This is a genomic window from Streptomyces specialis (genome assembly GCF_001493375.1).
GTDB lineage: Bacteria > Actinomycetota > Actinomycetes > Streptomycetales > Streptomycetaceae > Streptomyces > Streptomyces specialis.
The window spans coordinates 180531-198852 of record NZ_LN929896.1; the positions used below are offsets into that span (position 1 = coordinate 180531).

The window sequence follows — 18322 nt, forward strand, 5'->3', positions numbered from 1 at the left end:
CGGGGCGGACAAGCCCCGGCACCCCGCTCGAACGGCTCGTCCCGGCTCGTCTCAGCCGGCGGCGGCTGCCTCCGCCAGGCGGCGGGCCTGGACGCGGGCGGTGCGCGCGATCGTCTCCTCGTCGGCCGTCACCAGGTGGCCGTCCTCCACGACGGGGGCGCCGTTGATCAGCGACAGCGTGACCGGCGCGGGCGGGCCGAGGACCAGCGCCGCGACCGGGTCCGCGATCGTGGAGTGACCGAGGCCCGTCAGGTCCCACAGCACCACGTCGGCCAGCTTCCCCGCCTCCAGCGAGCCGATCTCCCGCTCCCGGCCCAGGACCCGGGCGCCGCCGTGGGTGCCCAGGCGCAGGGCCTGGCGGGCGGTCAGGGCCTTCTCGCGGTGCGGGCCGAGACGGTTGACGAGGAGGGCGTTGCGCAGTTCGGTGTGCAGCTCCCCGGCCTCGTTCGACGCGGTCCCGTCCACGCCGAGACCGACGGGGGCCCCGGCGGCGAGCAGATCGGGGACGCGGGCGACCCCGGCGGCGAGGCGGGCGTTGGAGGACGGGCAGTGGGCGACGCCGGTGCCGGTGCGGGCGAAGGCGGCTATGTCGGTGTCGCTCATGTGGACGCAGTGCGCCATCCACACGTCGTCCCCGAGCCAGCCGGTGGACTCGAAGTACGCGGTGGGGCCCATGCCGAACAGCTCGTGGCAGAACTTCTCCTCCTCCACCGTCTCCGAGCCGTGGGTGTGCAGCCGCACGCCGAGCCGGCGGGCCAGCGCGGCGGTCTCGCGCATCAGCTCGGTGGAGACGGAGAACGGCGAGCAGGGCGCGGCGGCGATCCGCAGCATCGAGTCGAACGACGGGTCGTGGTGGTCGCGCACGGCCTGTTCGGTGGCGCGCAGGGCGTCCTCGGTGGTCTCCACGGCGAAGTCCGGCGGCAGCCCGCCGTCCGACGCGCCGAGGTCCATGGAGCCGCGGGTGGCGGTGAACCGGACGCCGATCTCGCGCGCGGCGCGTACCCCGGCGCCGAGCAGGTCGCCCGCGCCGCGCGGGAAGATGTAGTGGTGGTCCACGGCGGTGGTGCAGCCGCCGCGGACCATCATGGCCAGCGACCCCTGGGCGGCCGCGTGGACCATCGGCTCGTCGACGCGCGCCCAGATCGGGTAGAGGGCGACCAGCCAGTCGAAGAGGTTGCTGTCCTGGGCCAGGCCCCGGGTGAGCCACTGGTAGAAGTGGTGGTGGGTGTTGACCAGCCCCGGGGTGGCCAGGTGGCCGGCGGCGTCGACGCGGCGGACCACGCCGGTGAGCCCGGCGGGCGCCGGGCCGGGGCCGACCGCCTCGATGCGGCGGTCCGCGACGACGATGTGTCCCGAGGCGTGCTCGGTGTCCTCGGCGTCGACGGTGGCGATGGCGCAGTTCTCGATCACGACGCGCCGGGGTGCTGTCACGGGAGACCTCACAGATTCGTCATGTCCGCCGGGATCAGGGCCCGCGCGCCGTCGCGCAGCACGGTGGCCTCGATCAGGCCGTAGGGGCGGTCGGCGGCGAAGTAGACGGCGCCGTCCGGGGTTTCGTTCTTGATGCCGAAGGGTTCGAGATCGACCAGGAAGTGATGCTTGTTGGGCAGCGAGAGCCTGATCTCGTCGACTTCGGGGAGGTTGTCGATCACCCGCGCGCCCATCGCGAACAGCGTCTGCTGGAGGGAGAGCGAGTAGGTCCGCGCGAAGCCGTCCAGGATGTGCCGTCTGGCCGCCGCCCACGAGGCGTCCCAGTCGCCGACGGGGGCCGGCGCCGGGTCGCCGGTCCAGCCGTGCCGCCAGACGGCGGTCACATCGGTGGCGAGGACGCGGTCGGAGGTCTCCGGCAGCGTCGTGTACCGGTCCTTGACGAAGCCGTGGAACTCGGAGTCCGTCGAGTTCATCACCGTCAGCCCGGTCAGCCCGCCGAGGAACTCCCAGGCGTCGCCGTCGAACGTGACCTGCGCGGTCCGCGTCCCGCCACCGGCGCGGACGAACGAGTGCTCGCCGGGGCCCGGCGTGGGAATGCGGTCCCAGGCGTACTCCTCGATCCGGACGCGGGCCCGGTGGATCGTCGGCTGGGAGGTCACGAAGTGGCGGGCGAGCAGGGCGGCGAACTCCTCGGGCGAGGTGATGCCGTGCTCCTTGGCGAAGGCGTAGACCGTGTTCTTGGTGGTGTCGGTGGGCAGCACGGCGGCGTTGGAGCCGGAGAGGTGCACGTCCGTCATGGCGCCGGAGAGGGCCACCGACACGTTCAGGTCCCGGATGTGGTGCGTGGCACCGTCGCGGGTGATCCGCACGACGCGGGTCTCCGCCTTGCCGTACTGGTTCTGGCCGAGCGTGGGCACGAGGTCAGCTCCCTCGGTAGACGGAGTAGCCGAACGGGTTGAGCAGCAGCGGCACGTGGTAGTGCTCCCCGGGGACCACCGCGAACGCGACCGTCACCTCGGGGAAGAACGCGGTGTCCGTCCCGGACCGGCTCAGGTAGGGCTCGACGGCGAACGAGAGACGGGCCAGCGCGGCGTCGCCGGGCAGCGGGGGCAGGTCCCGGCAGCGGCCGTCGGCGTCGGTGCGGGAGGTGCCGTGCCCGGTCCACCCGCCCTCCGCGCCGCCCGAAAGCGAACCACCCGGCCGGACCGACAGGGTGACCGCGACGCCGGGCGCCGGGCGGCCGGCGCTGGTGTCCAGGATGTGCGTGGAGACGGTCGCGGTGGACTCGGCCAGCCGGGCCAGGCGGAGCCGGTTGATCCGGGCCAGCTCGGCGCGGGCGACCTCGCGTTCGGTGTCCGGAGTGTTCCCCATGCGGGCCCGCAGCGCGTCCCGCATCTCCTCGCCGCCGAGCCCGGTGGCGCAGATCAGGAAGACGTGTCCGAACCGCTCCTGGTAGGCGAGGGTGAGGTCGAGCACCTCGGCCCGCAGCGCCTCGGAGGCGTCGGCCATGCCTCGCTGCTCGCGGGCGGAGGCCGGGTCGGCCGGGTCCGGGCGGCCGATCGGCGGATGCCCGGCCATCGCCTCGGCCAGCCCGACGGCGGTCAGCCCGGCCGTCGCGGCGTCGCTCGCCGCGAGCAGGGCACCGGAGTCGGCGAAGGGGCGGGCGGAGACAAGCGCGGCGCCCCAGGCCCGCGCGGCACAGACGCGGCGCAGTGCGTCCCGCACCGCGCGCTCGTCGGCTCCGTTGAGCCAGGCAAGCCCTGGCGCCGGACTCGGCGTCACACGACGCTCCTCACCCACTCGACGGCCACGATGGGGCCCAGCTAAGCCGCCGGGCGGAAAAACGTCAACAGTTTGTTGAACGGTTGAGGTAGTTGTACACCGTGAACCGGCTGACGCCCAGCGCCGCGGCCACCGTCTCGACGCCGTGCCGCATGGCGAACGCGCCGCGCGTCTCCAGCGTCCGGACGACCTGCTGCTTGGTCCGCCGGTCCAGCTCCTCCAGCGGCACGCCGTGCCGGCGCCTCAGCTCGGCGAGGATGTGCTCCAGCGAGTCGGACAGGTGCGGCAGCCGCACGGCGACCGCCGCCGTGCCCTGCCAGCTCAGCACCACATCGTCGTCCCGCGCCTCCCCCGGCGGGACCAGCTCGCCGCCGATCGCGTCCACCAGCGGCGTGATCGCCTCTATGAACCCGGCTCTTATAAACCACTGACGCCGCCGCCGCAGAGGACAGGGTAAGAGCTCGGTGTCGCGACAGCCTAGCCGACGAAAGCACATCCTCGCCGATCGCGGTGACCTGGAGCGAGATCCGGGTGGCCCCGGCCGCCAGCGAACGCCGCAGCAGCGCGTCCACGGCGGCCAGGACCGAGTCGGCGGGACCCTCCCCCGTGTTGCCGAACGGTCCCACGTCCACGGCGTCCAGCGCCGCGCCGCCGACCACCTCGCGGGCCACCAGCGCGTGCTCGGGCGGCTCGTCCAGGTCGAACGGCTCGGTCGTGAACTCAAGTCTCAGTCGCACGCGGTCAACCTAACGCCTCACCTGGCGTTCAGCGGATGATCGGCCGGCCGGGCTGGATCCGCTGATGCGGCACGCCGAACAGCTCGATCGCCTGCCGGAGCTGGTGCACACCGGGCGCCAGCGCGCTCACGGAGCCGACCGCGGCGGCGATCAGCAGCAGCGATTGCCCCAGCAGGGCGGTGTCCGGCACCCCGGCGGCATGCATGCCGTCGAGCGCGCTCAACTCCCGCTCGGCGACCTCGCGATCCGCGAGCGTGGCCGGATAGGCGCGCAGATCTCTGCGCAGCCGGTCCACCGCGGCGCGCAAGGCCAGCAGGCGGGGATCCATCCCGCCGGGCGGGAAATTCCGCACCATATGGGCAGTCTCCGCTTCTCCTGCCGCCACTCGGCCCTCCCCTGCCGTCTCCGTTGACGTCGGCCGTGCCCGTCGGCGCACCGAGGGTGCGGACGCCTGACGGGCCGAACAGGGAAAGTAAATATCACTGTCCGCGCAACACGCCATACGGAGGGCGAGATTCCGTGTCACATCTGGATGAAAAAACACGGTCCACGCGGCTTGGGCAAGCAGCACCAGCGTACGCCTGCGGGGCTCCGGTCCCGTCCGGGAGACTGTGAGAGTCTCGTCGAGAAGTTCCGTCCTGGGAGCGCCAGATGGCGAAAAGCGTGCCCGTGAGGTGCCCGGCCTGCCGCCGGGAGCACACCTACGTCCCGCCCGACTACCCGTGTTCCTGCGGTGCCCCGGTGACCGTCCTGCTGCCGCGCGGGAGTTCACCCGTTCCGGTACGCCACCGCTCGTGGGCGGAGACGTGGACCGCGCTCGACTGCCCGGCGTGCGGGCGGTCCGGGCAGTGGCCCCGGCCGGAGTTCGACTGTCCCTGCGGGGTGACGCTCCGGCTCGCGCCGGGCGGCGGGTCGGCGGAGCCCGCCCCGCCCGTGGAGACCGGCGGGCGGGTGCCGTTCCACCCGCTGATCATCAGGACGGCGTACGACGTGGTGGCGTGCGCCACGCAGTTCCTGCGCTGGCTGGGCTTCCGCGAGGTGCGGATCTCGGTCCCGCGCCCGGCGTCGGGGATCAACGTGCGCGGGCCGTCGGTCGTCGGCCTGGTCAACCCGACGACCGAGCCGACCGAGGCCGGGGAGATCGAGACGGTGTGGCTGCACGCGCTGGCCGAGTCGGTGACGCCGGTGGCGTTCTCCCTGGCCGGATACCGGCGGCCGGCCCGGGCGCGGGCGGACGAGCTGACGCTGCCGCTGTTCGTCTTGGACCTGACCGGCGCCCCGCAGCCGGTGAACGGCCCGGCGGAGGAGCTGCTGCGGAACGGGCCCCCGGCGAAGTGAGGCGTGCCGGCGCGGCTCACTCCCAGCGCAGGTCGTGAACGGCGCCCGGGGCGTGGAACTCCAGCAGCTTCGCGCCCTCCGCGGCCAGGTCGTCCCGCTCGGCCGCGGTGAGCGGGCCGAAGGGCGTGAGGGTGAGCGTGGCGGCGGTGCGCCGGCGGTCGGTGTCGAGGCCCCAGAGGCCCCGGACGGTCCCGTCGGCCAGGAAGACGGGGAAGGCCCGGTTCCCGGCCCAGGTGCGGGCCCTGGCGGCCTCGGATATGACGCGTGAGCGGTCCGCGTGCCCGATGAGCAGGTTGTCGTACTCGGGCAGGAAACGGGCCGGGGCCGGGACGTCCTCGGCCGGGCGCGGGGCGTCCGGCAGGTCGAACAGTTCGACTCCGTTCGCGTCCTGGAACCGGTCGAGTCGTGGCAGCAGCCGGTCGAAGACCTCGCGCAGTCCGGTCAGACCCGACCACGTCTGGGCGTCCTTGACCGAAGCCGGTCCGAAGGCGGCGAGGTAGCGCAGCACGAGGCCGTCCGGGGCGGTCTCGGCCGCCTGCGCGGCGCCGAGCCAGGACTCGGCCGTCGTGTGCCGGGCCGCGCCGCCTCGCTGCCACAGCCCGCGCGGCGGCACCTGCCCCAGGGCCAGGACGTGCCGGGCGACCTGGGCCAGCGCCTGCCGGTCGGCGTCCGGCCACTCCTCGCCCAGCAGCGTGCCCAGCTCCTGGAACGTCAGCGGCCGTTCCTCCACCAGCCGCCTGGCCCGCTCCGCCACCCGGTCCAGGTCCACGCCCGTCAGCCGCCTCCCCCACGCCGAGCGGAACGGCCGCTCGTGGCCGGGCCGCAGCACCGGGCGCAGCGCGAGGCAGTCGCGGGCGGTCACGGTGTGGAGGGTGGAGCGCTGGAGGCTGATCCGGACGAACTCCCGCGCCTCGAACCGGCGGGAGAACGCGTCGGGGTCGAAGCCGTCCAGCCGCGACCACAGCGCGGTGTAGTGGGTGCCCGGCACCTGGGTCTGGAGCCCCACCAGGTGCTCCACCGCCCGGGCGGCGTCCAGGGTCGCGCGCCGCAGCAGCAACTGCCGCTCAAGCAGCGCGCGGTTCAGCTCCCGCAGGGCGAGCAGGCGGGTCGTTGTCATGACCCGACCTTACGACGCCGTCCGGGCCGGCCGGCTCGTGGTGGATGGGGCGGGTGGTGCCGGTGAGGGGGACGCCCGCGCCGCCGCGCCGGACGGCGACGATCTCGGCGGCGGTGGACAGGGCCGTCTCCTCCGGGGTTCTGGCGCCGAGGGCGAGGCCGATCGGCGAGCGCAGCCGGGCGAGCTGGCGTTCGGTCCCGCCGGCCTCGCGCAGCCGCCGCCGCCGGTCCTCGGGGGGGCGGCGGGAGCCCATCGCGCCGACGTACGCCAGCGGCAGGCGCAGCGCGCGGGTGAGCAGCGGGACGTCGAACTTCGGGTCGTGCGTCAGCACGCACACCGCCGTGCGGGCGTCGAGGCGCTGGGTGTCCAGGTAGCGGTGCGGCCAGTCGACCACCACCTCGGCGGCGCCGGGGAACCGGGCGGGGGTGGCGAACACCGGCCGGGCGTCGCAGACGGTGACCCGGTGGCCGAGGAACGTCCCGGCCCGGACCAGGGCGGCGGCGAAGTCCACGGCGCCGAACACCAGCATGCGCGGCGGGGGGAGGCTGGACTCCACGAGCAGGGTGACCGGTTCGCCGCGGCGGCGCCCGCCCCCGGTGGCGGTCTGCACGGTGCCGGTGCGGCCGTTCTCCAGCAGGGCCGCCGCCTCGGCCGCGGCCGTCGCGGCGAGGGCGGGCGGGCCGCCGAGGGTGCCTTCCACGGCGGTGCCGGGCCGGACGAGGAGGGCGCCGCCGAGGAGTTCCGCCGGCCCGGCGACGACCCGGGCCAGCGCCGCGGGACCGCCCTGGGCCGCGGCCTCCAGGGCGGCGGCGAGCACCGGCCGGGCGGGGGCGGTGGCGTGGACCGGGGTGACGAGGACCTCGATGGCGCCGCCGCAGGTCAGCCCGACGGCGAACGCGTCGTCGTCGCCGTAGCCGAAGCGTTCGGTCCTGGCCGTGCCCGTCTCCAGGGCCTCCCGGCACAGCTCGTAGACGGCGCCCTCCACGCAGCCGCCCGAGACGCTGCCGACGACCGTGCCCCCGGCGTCCACCGCGAGAGCGGCGCCCGGCGGTCTGGGGGCGCTGCCGTGCACGGCGACGACGGTGGCGACGGCGAAGTCGCGCCCGTCGCGGCACCAGGCGAGCACCTCGGCGGCGATGTCCAGCATGGCGCCTCTCCTACTCCTGTCCCGCGTCCGGTCGGACGATGTGTTCGGGCCGCACCGGGACGCGGCGCAGGGCGCGGCCGGTGGCCTGGCGGATGGCGGCGACCACGGCCGGGGTCGAGGACAGGGTGGGTGCCTCGCCGATGCCGCGCAGCCCGTACGGGGCGTGCTCGTCGGCCAGTTCCAGCACGTCCACCGGCATGGCCGGGGTGTCGAGGACGGTCGGGATGAGGTAGTCGGTGAACGACGGGTTGCGGACCCTCCCGTCCGGGCCGACCAGGATCTCCTCCATCACCGCCAGGCCGAGGCCCTGCACGCTGCCGCCGTGGATCTGGCCGACGACCGCCTGCGGGTTGATCGCCTTGCCGACGTCCTGGGCGGCGGCCAGCTCGACGACCTTGACCAGGCCCAGCTCGGTGTCGACCTCGACGACCGCGCGGTGGGCGCAGAACGAGTACTGCACGTGCCCGAATCCCTGCCCGGTCTCCGGGTCGAACGGCTGGGTCGGCCGGTGCCGGAACTCCAGCTCCAGGTCGATCGCCTCGTCCCCCAGGACGTCCGCGAGCGCGGCCAGCGCCTCCCCGTCCGCCGTGACGACCTTGCCGCCCTCCAGCAGCAGCCGGTCCGGGTCGGGCCAGCCGAACCGGGCGGCGCCGCGCCGCAGCACCTCGGCGCGGACCGCCCGGCAGGTGTTCCGCACCGCGCCGCCCGTCATATAGGTCTGCCGGGAGGCGGAGGTGGAACCGGCCGAGCCGACGCGGGTGTCGGCGGGCAGGATGCCGACCTGGGTGACGCCCAGCTCGGTGCGGGCGATCTGGGCGTGGACGGTGACACCGCCCTGGCCGACCTCGGCCATGGCCGTGTGCACGGTGGCGACGGCCTCGCCGCCGAGGGTCTCCAGGCGGACGCGGGCGGTGGAGTAGTCGTCGAAGCCCTCGGAGAAGCCGACGTTCTTGATGCCGACGGCGTAGCCGACGCCCCGTACGACGCCCTCGCCGTGGGTGGTGTTGGACAGCCCGCCGGGCAGGGCGCGCACGTCGGCGGCGAGGGAGCCGTCGGCGCGGGTGGTCTCCCACTGCCGCTCGGGCGGCAGCGGCCTGGCCTTGACGCGGCGCAGCAGCTCCGCGACGGGGGCCGGGGAGTCCACGGTCTGGCCGGTGGGCAGCGTCGAGCCCTCGCTCATGGCGTTGCGCTGCCGCAGCTCCACCGGGTCCATGCCGAGGGCGGCGGCGAGCTTGTCCATCTGCGCCTCGTACGCGAAGCACGCCTGGACGGCGCCGAAGCCGCGCATCGCGCCGCAGGGCGGGTTGTTGGTGTAGAGGGCGACGGCCTCGACATGGACGTTCGGCACCTCGTAGGGGCCGACGCCGAGGGAGGCGGCGTTGCCGACGACGGCCGGGGAGGAGGAGGCGTAGGCGCCGCCGTCGAGGACGATGCGGGCCTTGACGTACAGGAGCCGGCCGTCGCGGGTGGCGCCGTGCTCGTAGGCGAGCTTGGCGGGGTGGCGGTGGACGTGCCCGAAGAACGACTCGTACCGGTTGTAGACGATCTTGACGGGCCGGCCGGTGCGCAGGGCCAGCAGGCAGGCGTGGGCCTGCATGGACAGGTCCTCGCGGGCGCCGAACGCGCCGCCGACGCCGGCGAGGGTGAGCCTGACCTTGTCCGGCGGCAGCCCGAGGACGGGCGCGAGCTGCTTCTGGTCGACGTGCAGCCACTGGGTGGCGATGTACAGGTCCACGCCGCCGTCCTCGGCGGGCACGGCCAGCCCCGACTCGGGGCCGAGGAACGCCTGGTCCTGCATGCCGACCTCGTACGCGCCGGTGACGACGACGTCGGCGTCCCGGGCCGCGGCGGCGACGTCGCCGCGCACGACGGGCTGGCGGTGCACGATGTTGGGGTGTCCCGCGTGCCCGGCGTGGTGGTCGGTGCGGCCGGGGTGGAGCACGGGCGCGCCGGGGCCGGTGGCGCCGGCCTCGTCGTGGACGACGGGCAGCTCGGTGTAGGCGACGCGGATGCGGGCGGCGGCCCGGCGCGCGGTCTCGGGGTGGTCGGCGGCTACGAGGGCGACCGGCTCGCCCTCGTACCGGACGACGTCCTTGGCCAGGACCGGCTGATCCTGGATCTCCAGCCCGTAGTGGGTGGCGGCGGGCAGGTCGTCGTGGGTGAGGACGGCGTGCACGCCGGGCAATGCCAGCGCTTCGGAGATGTCGATGCCGTCGACGCGGGCGTGCGCGTGGGGGCTGCGCAGGGTGTGTCCCCACAGCATGTCCTCGTGCCACAGGTCGGAGGAGTACGCGAACTCGCCGGTGACCTTCAGCACGCCGTCGGGGCGCGGCATGGACTCGCCGATCCCACCGGTCCCGCCGGTCCCGCCGGCCCGGTCGCCGCGCTGGGTGAGCCCCGCGGGCGCCCTGGTGACGCGCATGGCCGGCCCCCTCCCTCCGGTGCTTCCGGCGCCTCCGGTGTGCCGGCGCCGCCGGTCCTGGTCGCGGCCAGCCGGACCGCGTCGAGGATCGTCTCGTACCCCGTGCAGCGGCACAGGTTGCCCGACAGGGCCTCGCGGATGTCGGCGTCCGCGGGGTCGGGGACGCGGGCGAGCAGATCGTCGGCCGCCATCAGCAGTCCGGGCGTGCAGAAGCCGCACTGGACCGCGCCCGCTTCGACGAACGCCCGCTGGATCGGGGCCAGCCGGTCCCCGCCGTCGCCCTCGCCGCCCTGGGCCAGGCCCTCCACCGTGGTCACCTCGCGGCCCTCGGCCTGTCCGGCGGCGACCAGGCAGGCGCACACCAGATCGCCGTCGAGCCGGACGGTGCACGAGCCGCACTCGCCCTGCTCGCAGGCGTTCTTGGAGCCGGGCAGCCCGAGCCGCTCGCGCAGCACGTACAGCAGGCTCTCGCCCTCCCAGACGTCGTCAGCCGTGTGGGGGCGGCCGTTGACGGTCAGATTCACGCGCACCGCGCGCCTCCTTCGTTCCCGGCGTACGCCGTCCAGGTCCAGTGCAGGGTGCGGCGGGCCAGTACGCCCACCGCGTGCCGGCGGTAGGCCGCGCTGCCGCGCACGTCGTCGATGGGCGAGCAGGCGCCCGCGGCCAGCTCCGCGAACCGGCGGGCCGCGGACGGCGGAACGGGCCGGCCGGTGTCCCAGTGCCCGCCCTCGTCCAGCACGCCGCCGAGGAAGTCCTCCGCCTCCCGCGCCCGGACCGGTGTCGGCGCGGCCGAGCCGATGCCGGTGCGGACCGTGCGGGCCGCCGGGTGCAGCGCGAGGGCGAACGCGCAGGCCGCGATCACCATCGCGTTGCGCGTGCCGACCTTGGCGAACTGCTGGGGGCCGGCGGCGACGTCGATGTGGACGGCGCGGATCAGTTCGTCGGGCGCGAGGGCGTTGCGCTTGGGTCCGGTGTAGAACTCCTCGACGGGGATCAGCCGCGTGCCGCGCGTCGACGCCGCCTCGACGCGCGCCCCGGCGGCGAGCAGCGCGGGGTGGGCGTTGGAGGACGGGCCGCGGGTGACGCCGGCGACGGTGCGGGCGGAGGCGGAGGTGTCGGTGGCGGCCATGACGCCGCACTGCGCAAACCACCCGCGCGCCCCGCGCCCGCCGGCGATGCCTAGGCTGCAGATGAAGTGATATGTTAAATTCCGAGTTTGTACATGGGCACGGACTCTGATACTGTGAAGCTATCGCGCATAGGCGGCAGCGGGAATGGGTGATATAGGGGAGCAGTGCCGTACGGTCCGCGCGCCGTTCTCCCACTCGTGCAGCTCGCGCACCCGGGACAGGTCCAGCAGCCGCTCGGGGCGCCGGTGGTCGAAGTTCAGCTCGACCATCAGGTCGGTACCGCCCGCCAGGGGCACGGCGTCCGGATGCGCCGCCTTGACCGCGAGCGCCTCCTCCCAGCCGGCCGGGCGTAGGAATTCCATCTGTGCGCACTCCCTGCGGTGAACTGCGGTGAACTGACTGCACGACCACACCACGACATCACGACATGACGGCCTGACCGTCCTGCCCCCAGTACACCGGGATCGCGGGCGCGGCGGGCAGTCACGGATGGGCCGAAGCGACGGACCGCCCCCGGCCAGACTCTTGTAGATTCATACGAAAAGCTGGCTCCGGCACGGGGACGAGGACGAGGACCGCCATGCGACTGAGCGCGCTGCTGGAGAGCGGGGACAGCCGGAACCTGGGGCTGCGGCTGCTGACCGGCGAGGCCGGACTCGGCCGCCGGGTGCGCGGCGTGATGACGACGGACCTCCGCGACCCCAGCCGCTACCTGCGCGGCGGCGAGCTGGTGCTGACGGGACTGGCGTGGTGGCGCGGCCCGGAGGACTCCGAGCCGTTCGTGCGCGTCCTGGCCGAGGCGGGCGTGACGGCGCTGGCGGCGGGCGAGGCGGAGTTCGGCTCGGTGCCGGAGGATCTGGCGGCGGCCTGCGCGCGGCACGGGCTGCCGCTGTTCGCGGTCGCCGAGGAGGTCGCCTTCGCCGAGATCACCGAGCACGTTCTGCGGCGGGTCTCCGGCGAGCGGGCCGGGGACCTGGCCGCCGTGGTGGAGCGGCACCGGCGGCTGATGGCGGCGGGCCCGGCCGGCGCCGGGCCGCGGGCGGTGCTCGACCTCCTCGCCTCCGACCTCGACCTGCGGGCCTGGCTGCTGTCCGCGACCGGCCGGCCGGTCGCCGCCCCCCACCCGGAGCGGCTGCCTCGGGGCCTGGGCGCCGAGCGGGCCGCGCCGCGGCTCACCGCCGCGCGCGCGGGGCGGCGCGGCCCGTACCGGGGGGTCGGGGACGGCGTGGTCCACTCCCTCTCCCCCGTCCCCGCCGGACCGGACGACGTGCGGGGGACGCCGCTGACGGACTGGCTGCTGGCCGTGCGCGCCGACGCCCGGGACTGGCCGGCCCAGCGCGTGGACCTGCTGGAGGGCGTGGCCCGGCTCATCGCCGCCGAACGGGAGCGCGGGGACGCGGCCCGCGCGGTGCCGAGGCGGCTCGCGCGGGAGGTGCTCGACCTGCTGGCGTCCGGCGCGCCGCCCGCCGAGATCGCCGCGCGGCTGCGGGTGGCCGCGCCGGTGCTGGTGCCGGGTCTGCCGGACCCGCCCTGCGTGCGGTGGCAGGTGGTCGTGGCCCGGCTGGAGTGGCCGGACGCCGGGCCCGCCACCAGCACCGGCGCGGCCGGACGCGGCCTGCTGGAGGAGCTGCTGACGGACGTCCCCGCGCCGGGCGCGGGCGCCGCCGTGGCGCACGGCGGCGGCGAGGCCGTGGCGCTGGTCCCGGTGCCCCCGGCCGGCGAGGCGAGCGGCGACGGCGGGGGCGGCCGGGGGGTGCTGAACGCGGAGACGGTCCTCGGCCCGGGCCGCGACGTGCTGGCCGCGGGGCTCGGGGGCGACGGACGGCTGACGCTGGGCGTGTCGGCGGCGGTGCCCTCGGCGGACGGGCTGCGCGGCGCGCTGGAGGAGGCCAGGCACGCGCTGCGGGTGGCCGCGGCCCGGCCGGGGCGGGTGTCCGGCGCGGGCCACGACGAGCTGGCCTCGCACGTGCTGCTGCTGCCGTTCGTCCCCGACGACGTGCGGCGCGCGTTCACCGCCCGGCTGCTGGAGCCGCTGCGCGCCTACGACCGGCGGCACCGGGCGGAACTGGTGCCGACGCTGGAGGCGTTCCTCGCGGCGGACGGCCCCTGGACGCGGTGCGCGGCCCGGCTCCATCTGCACGTCAACACCCTGCGCTACCGCATCGGCCGCGTCGAGCGGCTCACCGGCCGGGACCTGACACGGCTGGAGGACAAGGTCGACTTCTTCCTCGCGCTGCGCATGGGCTGACGCCCCGGGCGCGCCCTGCCGCGGGTGCCCCGAGGTCAGTGGAAGCTCAGCTCGTCGAGCGACGAACGCGGCCCGCCGCGCACCCGGGCGAACAGCACGGTGAGGGCGGCCCCGGCGATCGCCCACGCGGCGAGCACCAGCAGCGGCCCGAGGACGTCCCGCCCGTCGAAGTAGGCGATGGACCGGGCGACCCACGTCCCGGCGCCCGGGATCAGCGCCGGGCCGACGGCCTGCCAGAACGGCGGCAGCAGCGGATACGGATACGGCCCGCCCGCGCTGGGGTTGCCCAGCACCACGACGAGCAGCAGCGCCACCCCGATGCCGACGATCCCCAGCAGCCCCTGGAGGGCGAGGGTCAGCGCGCCGGTGGCGAACACCACCAGCGCGCCGAGACCGGCCAGGGCGGCCACCCGCCCCGGCAGCGCGTCCAGCACCGGCCCGGCGATCACCGCCCCGGCGAGCCCGGCGAGCACCGAGTACACCCCCAGCAGGATCAGGCGCCGCACCGCGCGCCCGGCCGTCGCCGGGCGGGCGCCCGCGCTGATGGCGAGCGCCGCCGCGCAGAGGTAACCGCCCACACACCAGCCGACGATCAGATAGAACGACGACAGACCACGGCTGTCGCCGTCGCCGGCCGGCACGACATCCTCCACGGTGACGCTGCGCCCCTCGGCCGCCTCCGCCTCGCGGATCACCTCGGTCAGCGCCTGCGCGAGCGAGGAGCCGCCACCGGACGCGACGTAGAGGGTGTCGGTGATGCTCGTGGGGTCCACGATCAACGCGCCGTCCACATCCCGCCGTTCGACCTGCCGCCGGGCGTCCGCCGCGTCCTTCGCCCGGTGGCCGGCGTCCAGCGGCCCGCCCGGCAGACCGTCGAGGCGGCCGACGAGTTCGCCGCGGATGTCGTCGGGCGCGACGACCGCGAGAGGGACCCGGTCGGGCTCCGGATCGTGCAGGGCGCCGAGGTAGGAGGCGATGAACGCGAGGTGGAGCAGCAGCACACCCAGAACGAGCAGCGCCGCGCGGGGCGTCACCGCGCCGCGGGCATCGGTGCGGCTGTCGGCTGTTCCGTATCCGGCTATCCGGTCCATATCGGCCATCGTGGTCGCCGTGGCACCGGCCCGCACCCGAGGACGGACCGATCGGCTGACACGGCCGGTTTGTGAACTCTTTCACGCGGCCCTCTTGGCCCGGCCGCACCGGCCGTGCTGAGATGCACTCACATCACGCACGACCGACGGCTCGAACGACGTGCCCCCAGGAGGCCATGTGACGGGAACCGCCGTACCACGTCAGGTTCGTGCGGCGGGGGACGGTCCTGCGGACGACGCGGTGTGGCGCCTGCGCTCGCGGGGCTGCTGGGAGGACGCCGCGGCGCTGCTGGCGGAACCCGCCCGGACCGAGCCGTCGGCGGCTCTGCTGCGCGCGGAGCTGCTGACCGAACGCTGCCTGTTCACCGGCGAGGGCTGGGAGGGCGCCGAGGACGCGCTGCGGGCGGTCGAATCGATGTCCCTGGACGACGAGCAGCGGGGCGCCGCCGCCTGCGAACGCGGCCATCTGGCGTACGCGTCCACCCTGCTCCGCGTCCGCGACCGCGCCGACGAGGCCCGTGCCGCGCTGGGCCGGGCGGCGGCGCTGCTGGCGCCCGACTCCCCCGGCCGGGCACTGCTGGACTACCGGCGCGGGCTGGTCGCCCGGCATGTGACGGGCAACCCGCAGGCCGCCGAGGCCGGGTTCCGCCGGGCCCACAACGCGGCGCTCGGCCGCGGCGACGCGCTGCTCGGCTCCTGCACCTGGCGCCAACTGGCGGCGCTGGCCCTGGCCTCGGGCGATCTGACGGTGGCCAGCCAGGGCTTCGCGGAGTCGCTGCGGCTGCGCGAGGAGACCGGTTACCTGATCGGCATCGCCCCGGCCCTGGTCTCCCTCGCCGGGGTGCGGCCGGAGCCCGAGGCGGAACGCCTGCGCGTCGAGGCGGCCCGCCTGTACAAGCTGCTCGGCGAGGTCCCCCGCTGGCTGGCCCCGGAGCTGCCCCCGGCCGCCTGACGGGACCCGGCGGCCGGCGGGCTGTCAGTCGCCGGGCGCGGGGGCGGGGGCCAGATGGCGCAGCGCGATGCGTTCCGCCGCGTCGAGGTCACCCGCGCTCAGCGCGTCGAGGAGCGCGAGGTGCTCCCGGGCGTCGGCGAGGAGTTCGTCGGTGTCGGGCAGCGCGCCGTGCTCCGCCGGGGCCTGGGCCCTGCGGTGCAGATCCCCGGCGATCGCGACGAGCTGCCGGTTCCCGGTCGGCTCCAGCAGGGCCCGGTGGAACGCGCGATCGGCCTCCGCGTACGCGGCCCGGTCACCGGCCGAGGCCGCGCGCACCGCCGCGTCGGCCTGCGGGCGCAGCCCGTCCCAGTGCTCCGGCGGCAGGGCACGCGCCAGCCGCATCACCGAGGGCACCTCCAGCGCCGCGCGGACCTCCGCCAGCTCCGCCATGTCGCGGGCGCTGCGCCCGGCCACGCGGAACCCGCGGTTGGGCACGATCTCCACGGCGCCCTCGCTGGCCAGCCGCTGCATCGCCTCCCGCACCGGCGTCGCGGACACCCCGTACCGCTCGGCGAGCACCGGCGCCGAGTAGGTGACGCCCGGGGCGAGTTCGCCGCAGGCCAGCGCCTCGCGCAGCGCCGCCAGCACCTGGTCGCGCACCGAGTGCCGCTCGGGCAGCGCCCGCGAACCCGGGGGGCGCCCGGCGCGCGGCACGGGCGCGAGGGGCGCGCGCACCGGTATGGCCGAGTCCGTTCGGGTGGGCTCCATCGGTCCACTCCGTCCCATCCCGCTTACCCGTCAAGGAAGTTCCGTTTCGCCACCCTAGGGGCACACGGCCCCCTGGCACACCCCCGCGCCACCTCGGGTAAGGTAAGCCTTACCTGTCCACGATCGGGATTCGATCAAGAACGGTTGCCCATGAACGTGCCCGCGCTCACCAGGACCACGCCGCTCGCGCCCGCCTTCGCCCGCGTCGCCGAGGTGATGCCCACGCTGCGCGTCAGCGAGGAGGAGCCCCGGCGTGGCGACGGCTGGCTGCGCGGGAGCGACCTGGCGGCCGGCGGGCCCGAGCTGACCGAGCTGCTGGCGAGGAACGACGAGCGGCTCCGCGCCGAGTACGGCGTTCGCCCCCGGCCCGACGTGGTCGCCGGCTTCGCCCTCCACCGCTACGCCTGGCCGGCCGCCGTCCTGTTCACCTTCCCGTGGTTCCTGCTGCGCCGCGTGCCGCGCCTCGGGCCCGGGGACGTGTCGATCCACCCGGGCGAGGGGCGGGTCACCGTCCGGGCCACCGCGTTCACCTGCCTCCCCGACGACCCGGCCGCCGGCCACCCGCTCGCGCGGGTCGTGCCGGACGGCGAGGCGCTGCGGGCGGCCGTGCGGCAGGCGGCGGCCGACCATCTCGGGCCGGTCCTCGCGGCGTTCGGCCCGCACATGCGGCGCGGGCCACGCGCCCTGTGGGGCACCGCGACCGACGAGCTGGTCGAATCCCTCTGGTACATGGGGAGTCTGGTCGGCGAGGAGGAACGGGCCATGCGCGAGGCCGAGTTGCTGCTGCCGGGCTCCACCGCGCCGTTCACCCGCGGCGCCTCGTTCCGCGAACTGAGCGGTCCGGGCGGGCAGTCGCTGCGGACCCGGGACCGGGCGAGCTGCTGCATGTACTACACGCTGCGGCCCGACGACACCTGCGTCACCTGCCCGCGCACCTGTGACACCGACCGAGTTATCAGACTGGCCGCAAGCTGATAACAGATAGTCTTTCTGTCAGCGCAACTTCCGCAGAAATACCATCTGTTGGGGTGATTCCGCCCGAAATCCGGCTGTGCGGGCCTCGGCTAGCATCACGATGCTCGGCAGAGGCACAGCTGCCACAGGACCACCACAGGCGCTGCGAATCAGGCACACCCAGGCGAGGGGCAGACCCGTATGACTTCGACGGACATAGAGTTCAGCTGGGTGCTGGCGGCAGCCGTGCTGCTGCTCGGATTCCTGGCCGCCGTCGCGCTGTTGACCCGCGGCCGGAAGGCCGCGAAGGAAAGCGGCGACTCCGACTCCTGGGAGCGCCTGGAGGCTTCACGCCGGCGTCGCGAGCGGATCTACGCCTCCGCCTCCTACACCCTGCTGTTCTGCTGCGCGGGGGTGGCCGCCGCCCTGTCGTTCCAGGGCCTGGTCGGCTTCGGGCGGGAGAACCTGGACCTGTCCGGCGGCTGGGAGTACCTCGTGCCGTTCGGCCTCGACGGCGCGGCGATGTTCTGCGCGGTGATCGCGGTGCGCGAGGCGAGCCACGGTGACTCCTCGATGGGCTCCCGGATGCTGGTGTGGCTCTTCGCCGGTGCCGCCGCCTGGTTCAACTGGGTGCACGCCCCGCGCGGCACGGGCCACGCGGGCGCCCCGCACTTCTTCGCCGGCATGTCCCTGTCCGCCGCCGTCCTCTTCGACCGGGCGCTGAAGCAGACCCGCCGCAGCGCGCTGCGCGAACAGGGCCTCGTGCCGCGCCCGATGCCGCAGATCCGCTTCGTCCGCTGGATGCGGGCGCCGCGCGAGACGTTCGGCGCGTGGTCGCTGATGCTGCTGGAGAACGTGCGGACGCTGGACGAGGCGGTCGAGGAAGTCCGCGACGAGCGCCGGAAGAAGGACGAGCAGCGCGCCGTGCGGCGTGAGCAGCGGAAGCTGGAGCGCGCCAGGATGCGGGCGCTGGGCCAGCACGGCGTGCTGGGCCGGGGCGCAGTCGCCCCGGCGCCCGCGCCGAGCGAGCCGGCCGCCCTGGAGTCGGGCCTCCCCCGCCGCGCCCTGCACGCCACCCCCGAGGACTCCCTGACCCCGGCCGGCCCGGGCCGCACCCCGCGCGGCGAGGATTCCCTGGACCCGACCTCCATGTCCCAGGCCGCGCCCCGCCTGGACTCCCTGGAGGAGAAGCTGGCCCGGATAGAACGCTCCTTCGGCTGACCGCT

General features: G+C 75.2%; 15 protein-coding genes and 3 pseudogenes. 5 read left to right on the forward strand and 13 right to left on the reverse strand.

Annotated elements, in window-relative coordinates; translation table 11 throughout:
* Positions 1 to 51: 51 nt before the first annotated feature.
* From BN2279_RS19045 to BN2279_RS19065, 6 genes and pseudogenes are all read right to left on the reverse strand, one after another.
* Positions 52 to 1431 (reverse strand): 8-oxoguanine deaminase, encoded by a 1380-nt coding sequence (locus BN2279_RS19045; protein WP_059011273.1) that lies wholly within the window; start codon positions 1429 to 1431, stop codon positions 52 to 54.
* A gap of 8 nt (positions 1432 to 1439) precedes the next feature.
* Positions 1440 to 2348: a factor-independent urate hydroxylase gene (gene pucL / locus BN2279_RS19050; protein WP_059011275.1), complete on the reverse strand. Its 909-nt coding sequence runs from the start codon at positions 2346 to 2348 to the stop codon at positions 1440 to 1442.
* A gap of 4 nt (positions 2349 to 2352) precedes the next feature.
* Positions 2353 to 3213 carry a 2-oxo-4-hydroxy-4-carboxy-5-ureidoimidazoline decarboxylase gene (gene uraD / locus BN2279_RS27970; RefSeq protein WP_199827760.1) on the reverse strand — a complete coding sequence of 287 codons (861 nt, stop codon included), beginning with the start codon at positions 3211 to 3213 and terminating at the stop codon, positions 2353 to 2355.
* A 64-nt stretch (positions 3214 to 3277) separates the two neighbouring features.
* Positions 3278 to 3598 (reverse strand): helix-turn-helix domain-containing protein, encoded by a 321-nt coding sequence (locus tag BN2279_RS19060; RefSeq protein WP_324612852.1) that lies wholly within the window; start codon positions 3596 to 3598, stop codon positions 3278 to 3280.
* Between the two features lie 112 nt (positions 3599 to 3710).
* Positions 3711 to 3950 (reverse strand): annotated as a pseudogene (locus tag BN2279_RS30755) (hypothetical protein); the annotation flags it as partial.
* A gap of 28 nt (positions 3951 to 3978) precedes the next feature.
* Positions 3979 to 4305 (reverse strand): DUF5955 family protein, encoded by a 327-nt coding sequence (locus BN2279_RS19065; RefSeq protein ID WP_059011276.1) that lies wholly within the window; start codon positions 4303 to 4305, stop codon positions 3979 to 3981.
* Between the two features lie 296 nt (positions 4306 to 4601).
* On the opposite strand from BN2279_RS19065, the gene BN2279_RS19070 reads away from it, so the two are divergent.
* Positions 4602 to 5288 (forward strand): hypothetical protein, encoded by a 687-nt coding sequence (locus tag BN2279_RS19070; RefSeq protein WP_059011279.1) that lies wholly within the window; start codon positions 4602 to 4604, stop codon positions 5286 to 5288.
* Between the two features lie 16 nt (positions 5289 to 5304).
* Here the strand turns inward: BN2279_RS19070 and BN2279_RS19075 are convergent, their stop codons facing one another.
* The 5 genes and pseudogenes from BN2279_RS19075 to BN2279_RS19095 all read right to left on the reverse strand — a co-directional run bounded on the left by BN2279_RS19075 (position 5305) and on the right by BN2279_RS19095 (position 11466).
* Entirely contained in the window at positions 5305 to 6405 is a 1101-nt protein-coding gene (locus tag BN2279_RS19075; protein WP_059011281.1) for a winged helix DNA-binding domain-containing protein, read from the reverse strand.
* A complete protein-coding gene (locus BN2279_RS19080) occupies positions 6353 to 7552 on the reverse strand; it encodes an XdhC family protein (RefSeq protein ID WP_079032311.1) in 1200 nt (399 codons plus the stop codon). The genes BN2279_RS19075 and BN2279_RS19080 overlap by 53 nt, the downstream gene beginning before the upstream one ends.
* A 10-nt stretch (positions 7553 to 7562) precedes the next feature.
* Positions 7563 to 9974, reverse strand: a complete 2412-nt coding sequence (pucD, locus tag BN2279_RS19085; protein ID WP_059011282.1) for a xanthine dehydrogenase subunit D — start codon at positions 9972 to 9974, stop codon at positions 7563 to 7565.
* Between the two features lie 41 nt (positions 9975 to 10015).
* Positions 10016 to 10504 (reverse strand): annotated as a pseudogene (locus BN2279_RS19090) ((2Fe-2S)-binding protein); the annotation flags it as partial.
* Positions 10495 to 11466 (reverse strand): annotated as a pseudogene (locus BN2279_RS19095) (FAD binding domain-containing protein). The pseudogenes BN2279_RS19095 and BN2279_RS19090, both read right to left, overlap by 10 nt.
* Before the next feature lie 218 nt (positions 11467 to 11684).
* Between BN2279_RS19095 and BN2279_RS19100 the strand changes: the two are divergent.
* A complete protein-coding gene (locus BN2279_RS19100) occupies positions 11685 to 13352 on the forward strand; it encodes a PucR family transcriptional regulator (RefSeq protein ID WP_059011284.1) in 1668 nt (555 codons plus the stop codon).
* Positions 13353 to 13387: 35 nt separating this feature from the next.
* Here BN2279_RS19100 and BN2279_RS19105 read toward each other — a convergent pair whose 3' ends face one another.
* Positions 13388 to 14443 carry a hypothetical protein gene (locus tag BN2279_RS19105; protein ID WP_059011287.1) on the reverse strand — a complete coding sequence of 352 codons (1056 nt, stop codon included), beginning with the start codon at positions 14441 to 14443 and terminating at the stop codon, positions 13388 to 13390.
* A gap of 178 nt (positions 14444 to 14621) precedes the next feature.
* On the opposite strand from BN2279_RS19105, the gene BN2279_RS19110 reads away from it, so the two are divergent.
* Positions 14622 to 15395: a hypothetical protein gene (locus BN2279_RS19110; protein ID WP_079032313.1), complete on the forward strand. Its 774-nt coding sequence runs from the start codon at positions 14622 to 14624 to the stop codon at positions 15393 to 15395.
* Positions 15396 to 15419: 24 nt separating this feature from the next.
* Here the strand turns inward: BN2279_RS19110 and BN2279_RS19115 are convergent, their stop codons facing one another.
* Complete coding sequence (locus BN2279_RS19115) at positions 15420 to 16142, reverse strand: GntR family transcriptional regulator (protein WP_059011291.1); 723 nt, start codon at positions 16140 to 16142, stop codon at positions 15420 to 15422.
* A gap of 150 nt (positions 16143 to 16292) precedes the next feature.
* On the opposite strand from BN2279_RS19115, the gene BN2279_RS19120 reads away from it, so the two are divergent.
* Both BN2279_RS19120 and BN2279_RS19125 read left to right on the forward strand, forming a co-directional pair.
* Positions 16293 to 17117 (forward strand): (2Fe-2S)-binding protein, encoded by an 825-nt coding sequence (locus tag BN2279_RS19120; RefSeq protein ID WP_059011293.1) that lies wholly within the window; start codon positions 16293 to 16295, stop codon positions 17115 to 17117.
* Positions 17118 to 17297: 180 nt separating this feature from the next.
* Positions 17298 to 18317 carry a DUF2637 domain-containing protein gene (locus tag BN2279_RS19125; RefSeq protein WP_059011295.1) on the forward strand — a complete coding sequence of 340 codons (1020 nt, stop codon included), beginning with the start codon at positions 17298 to 17300 and terminating at the stop codon, positions 18315 to 18317.
* Positions 18318 to 18322: the final 5 nt, after the last annotated feature.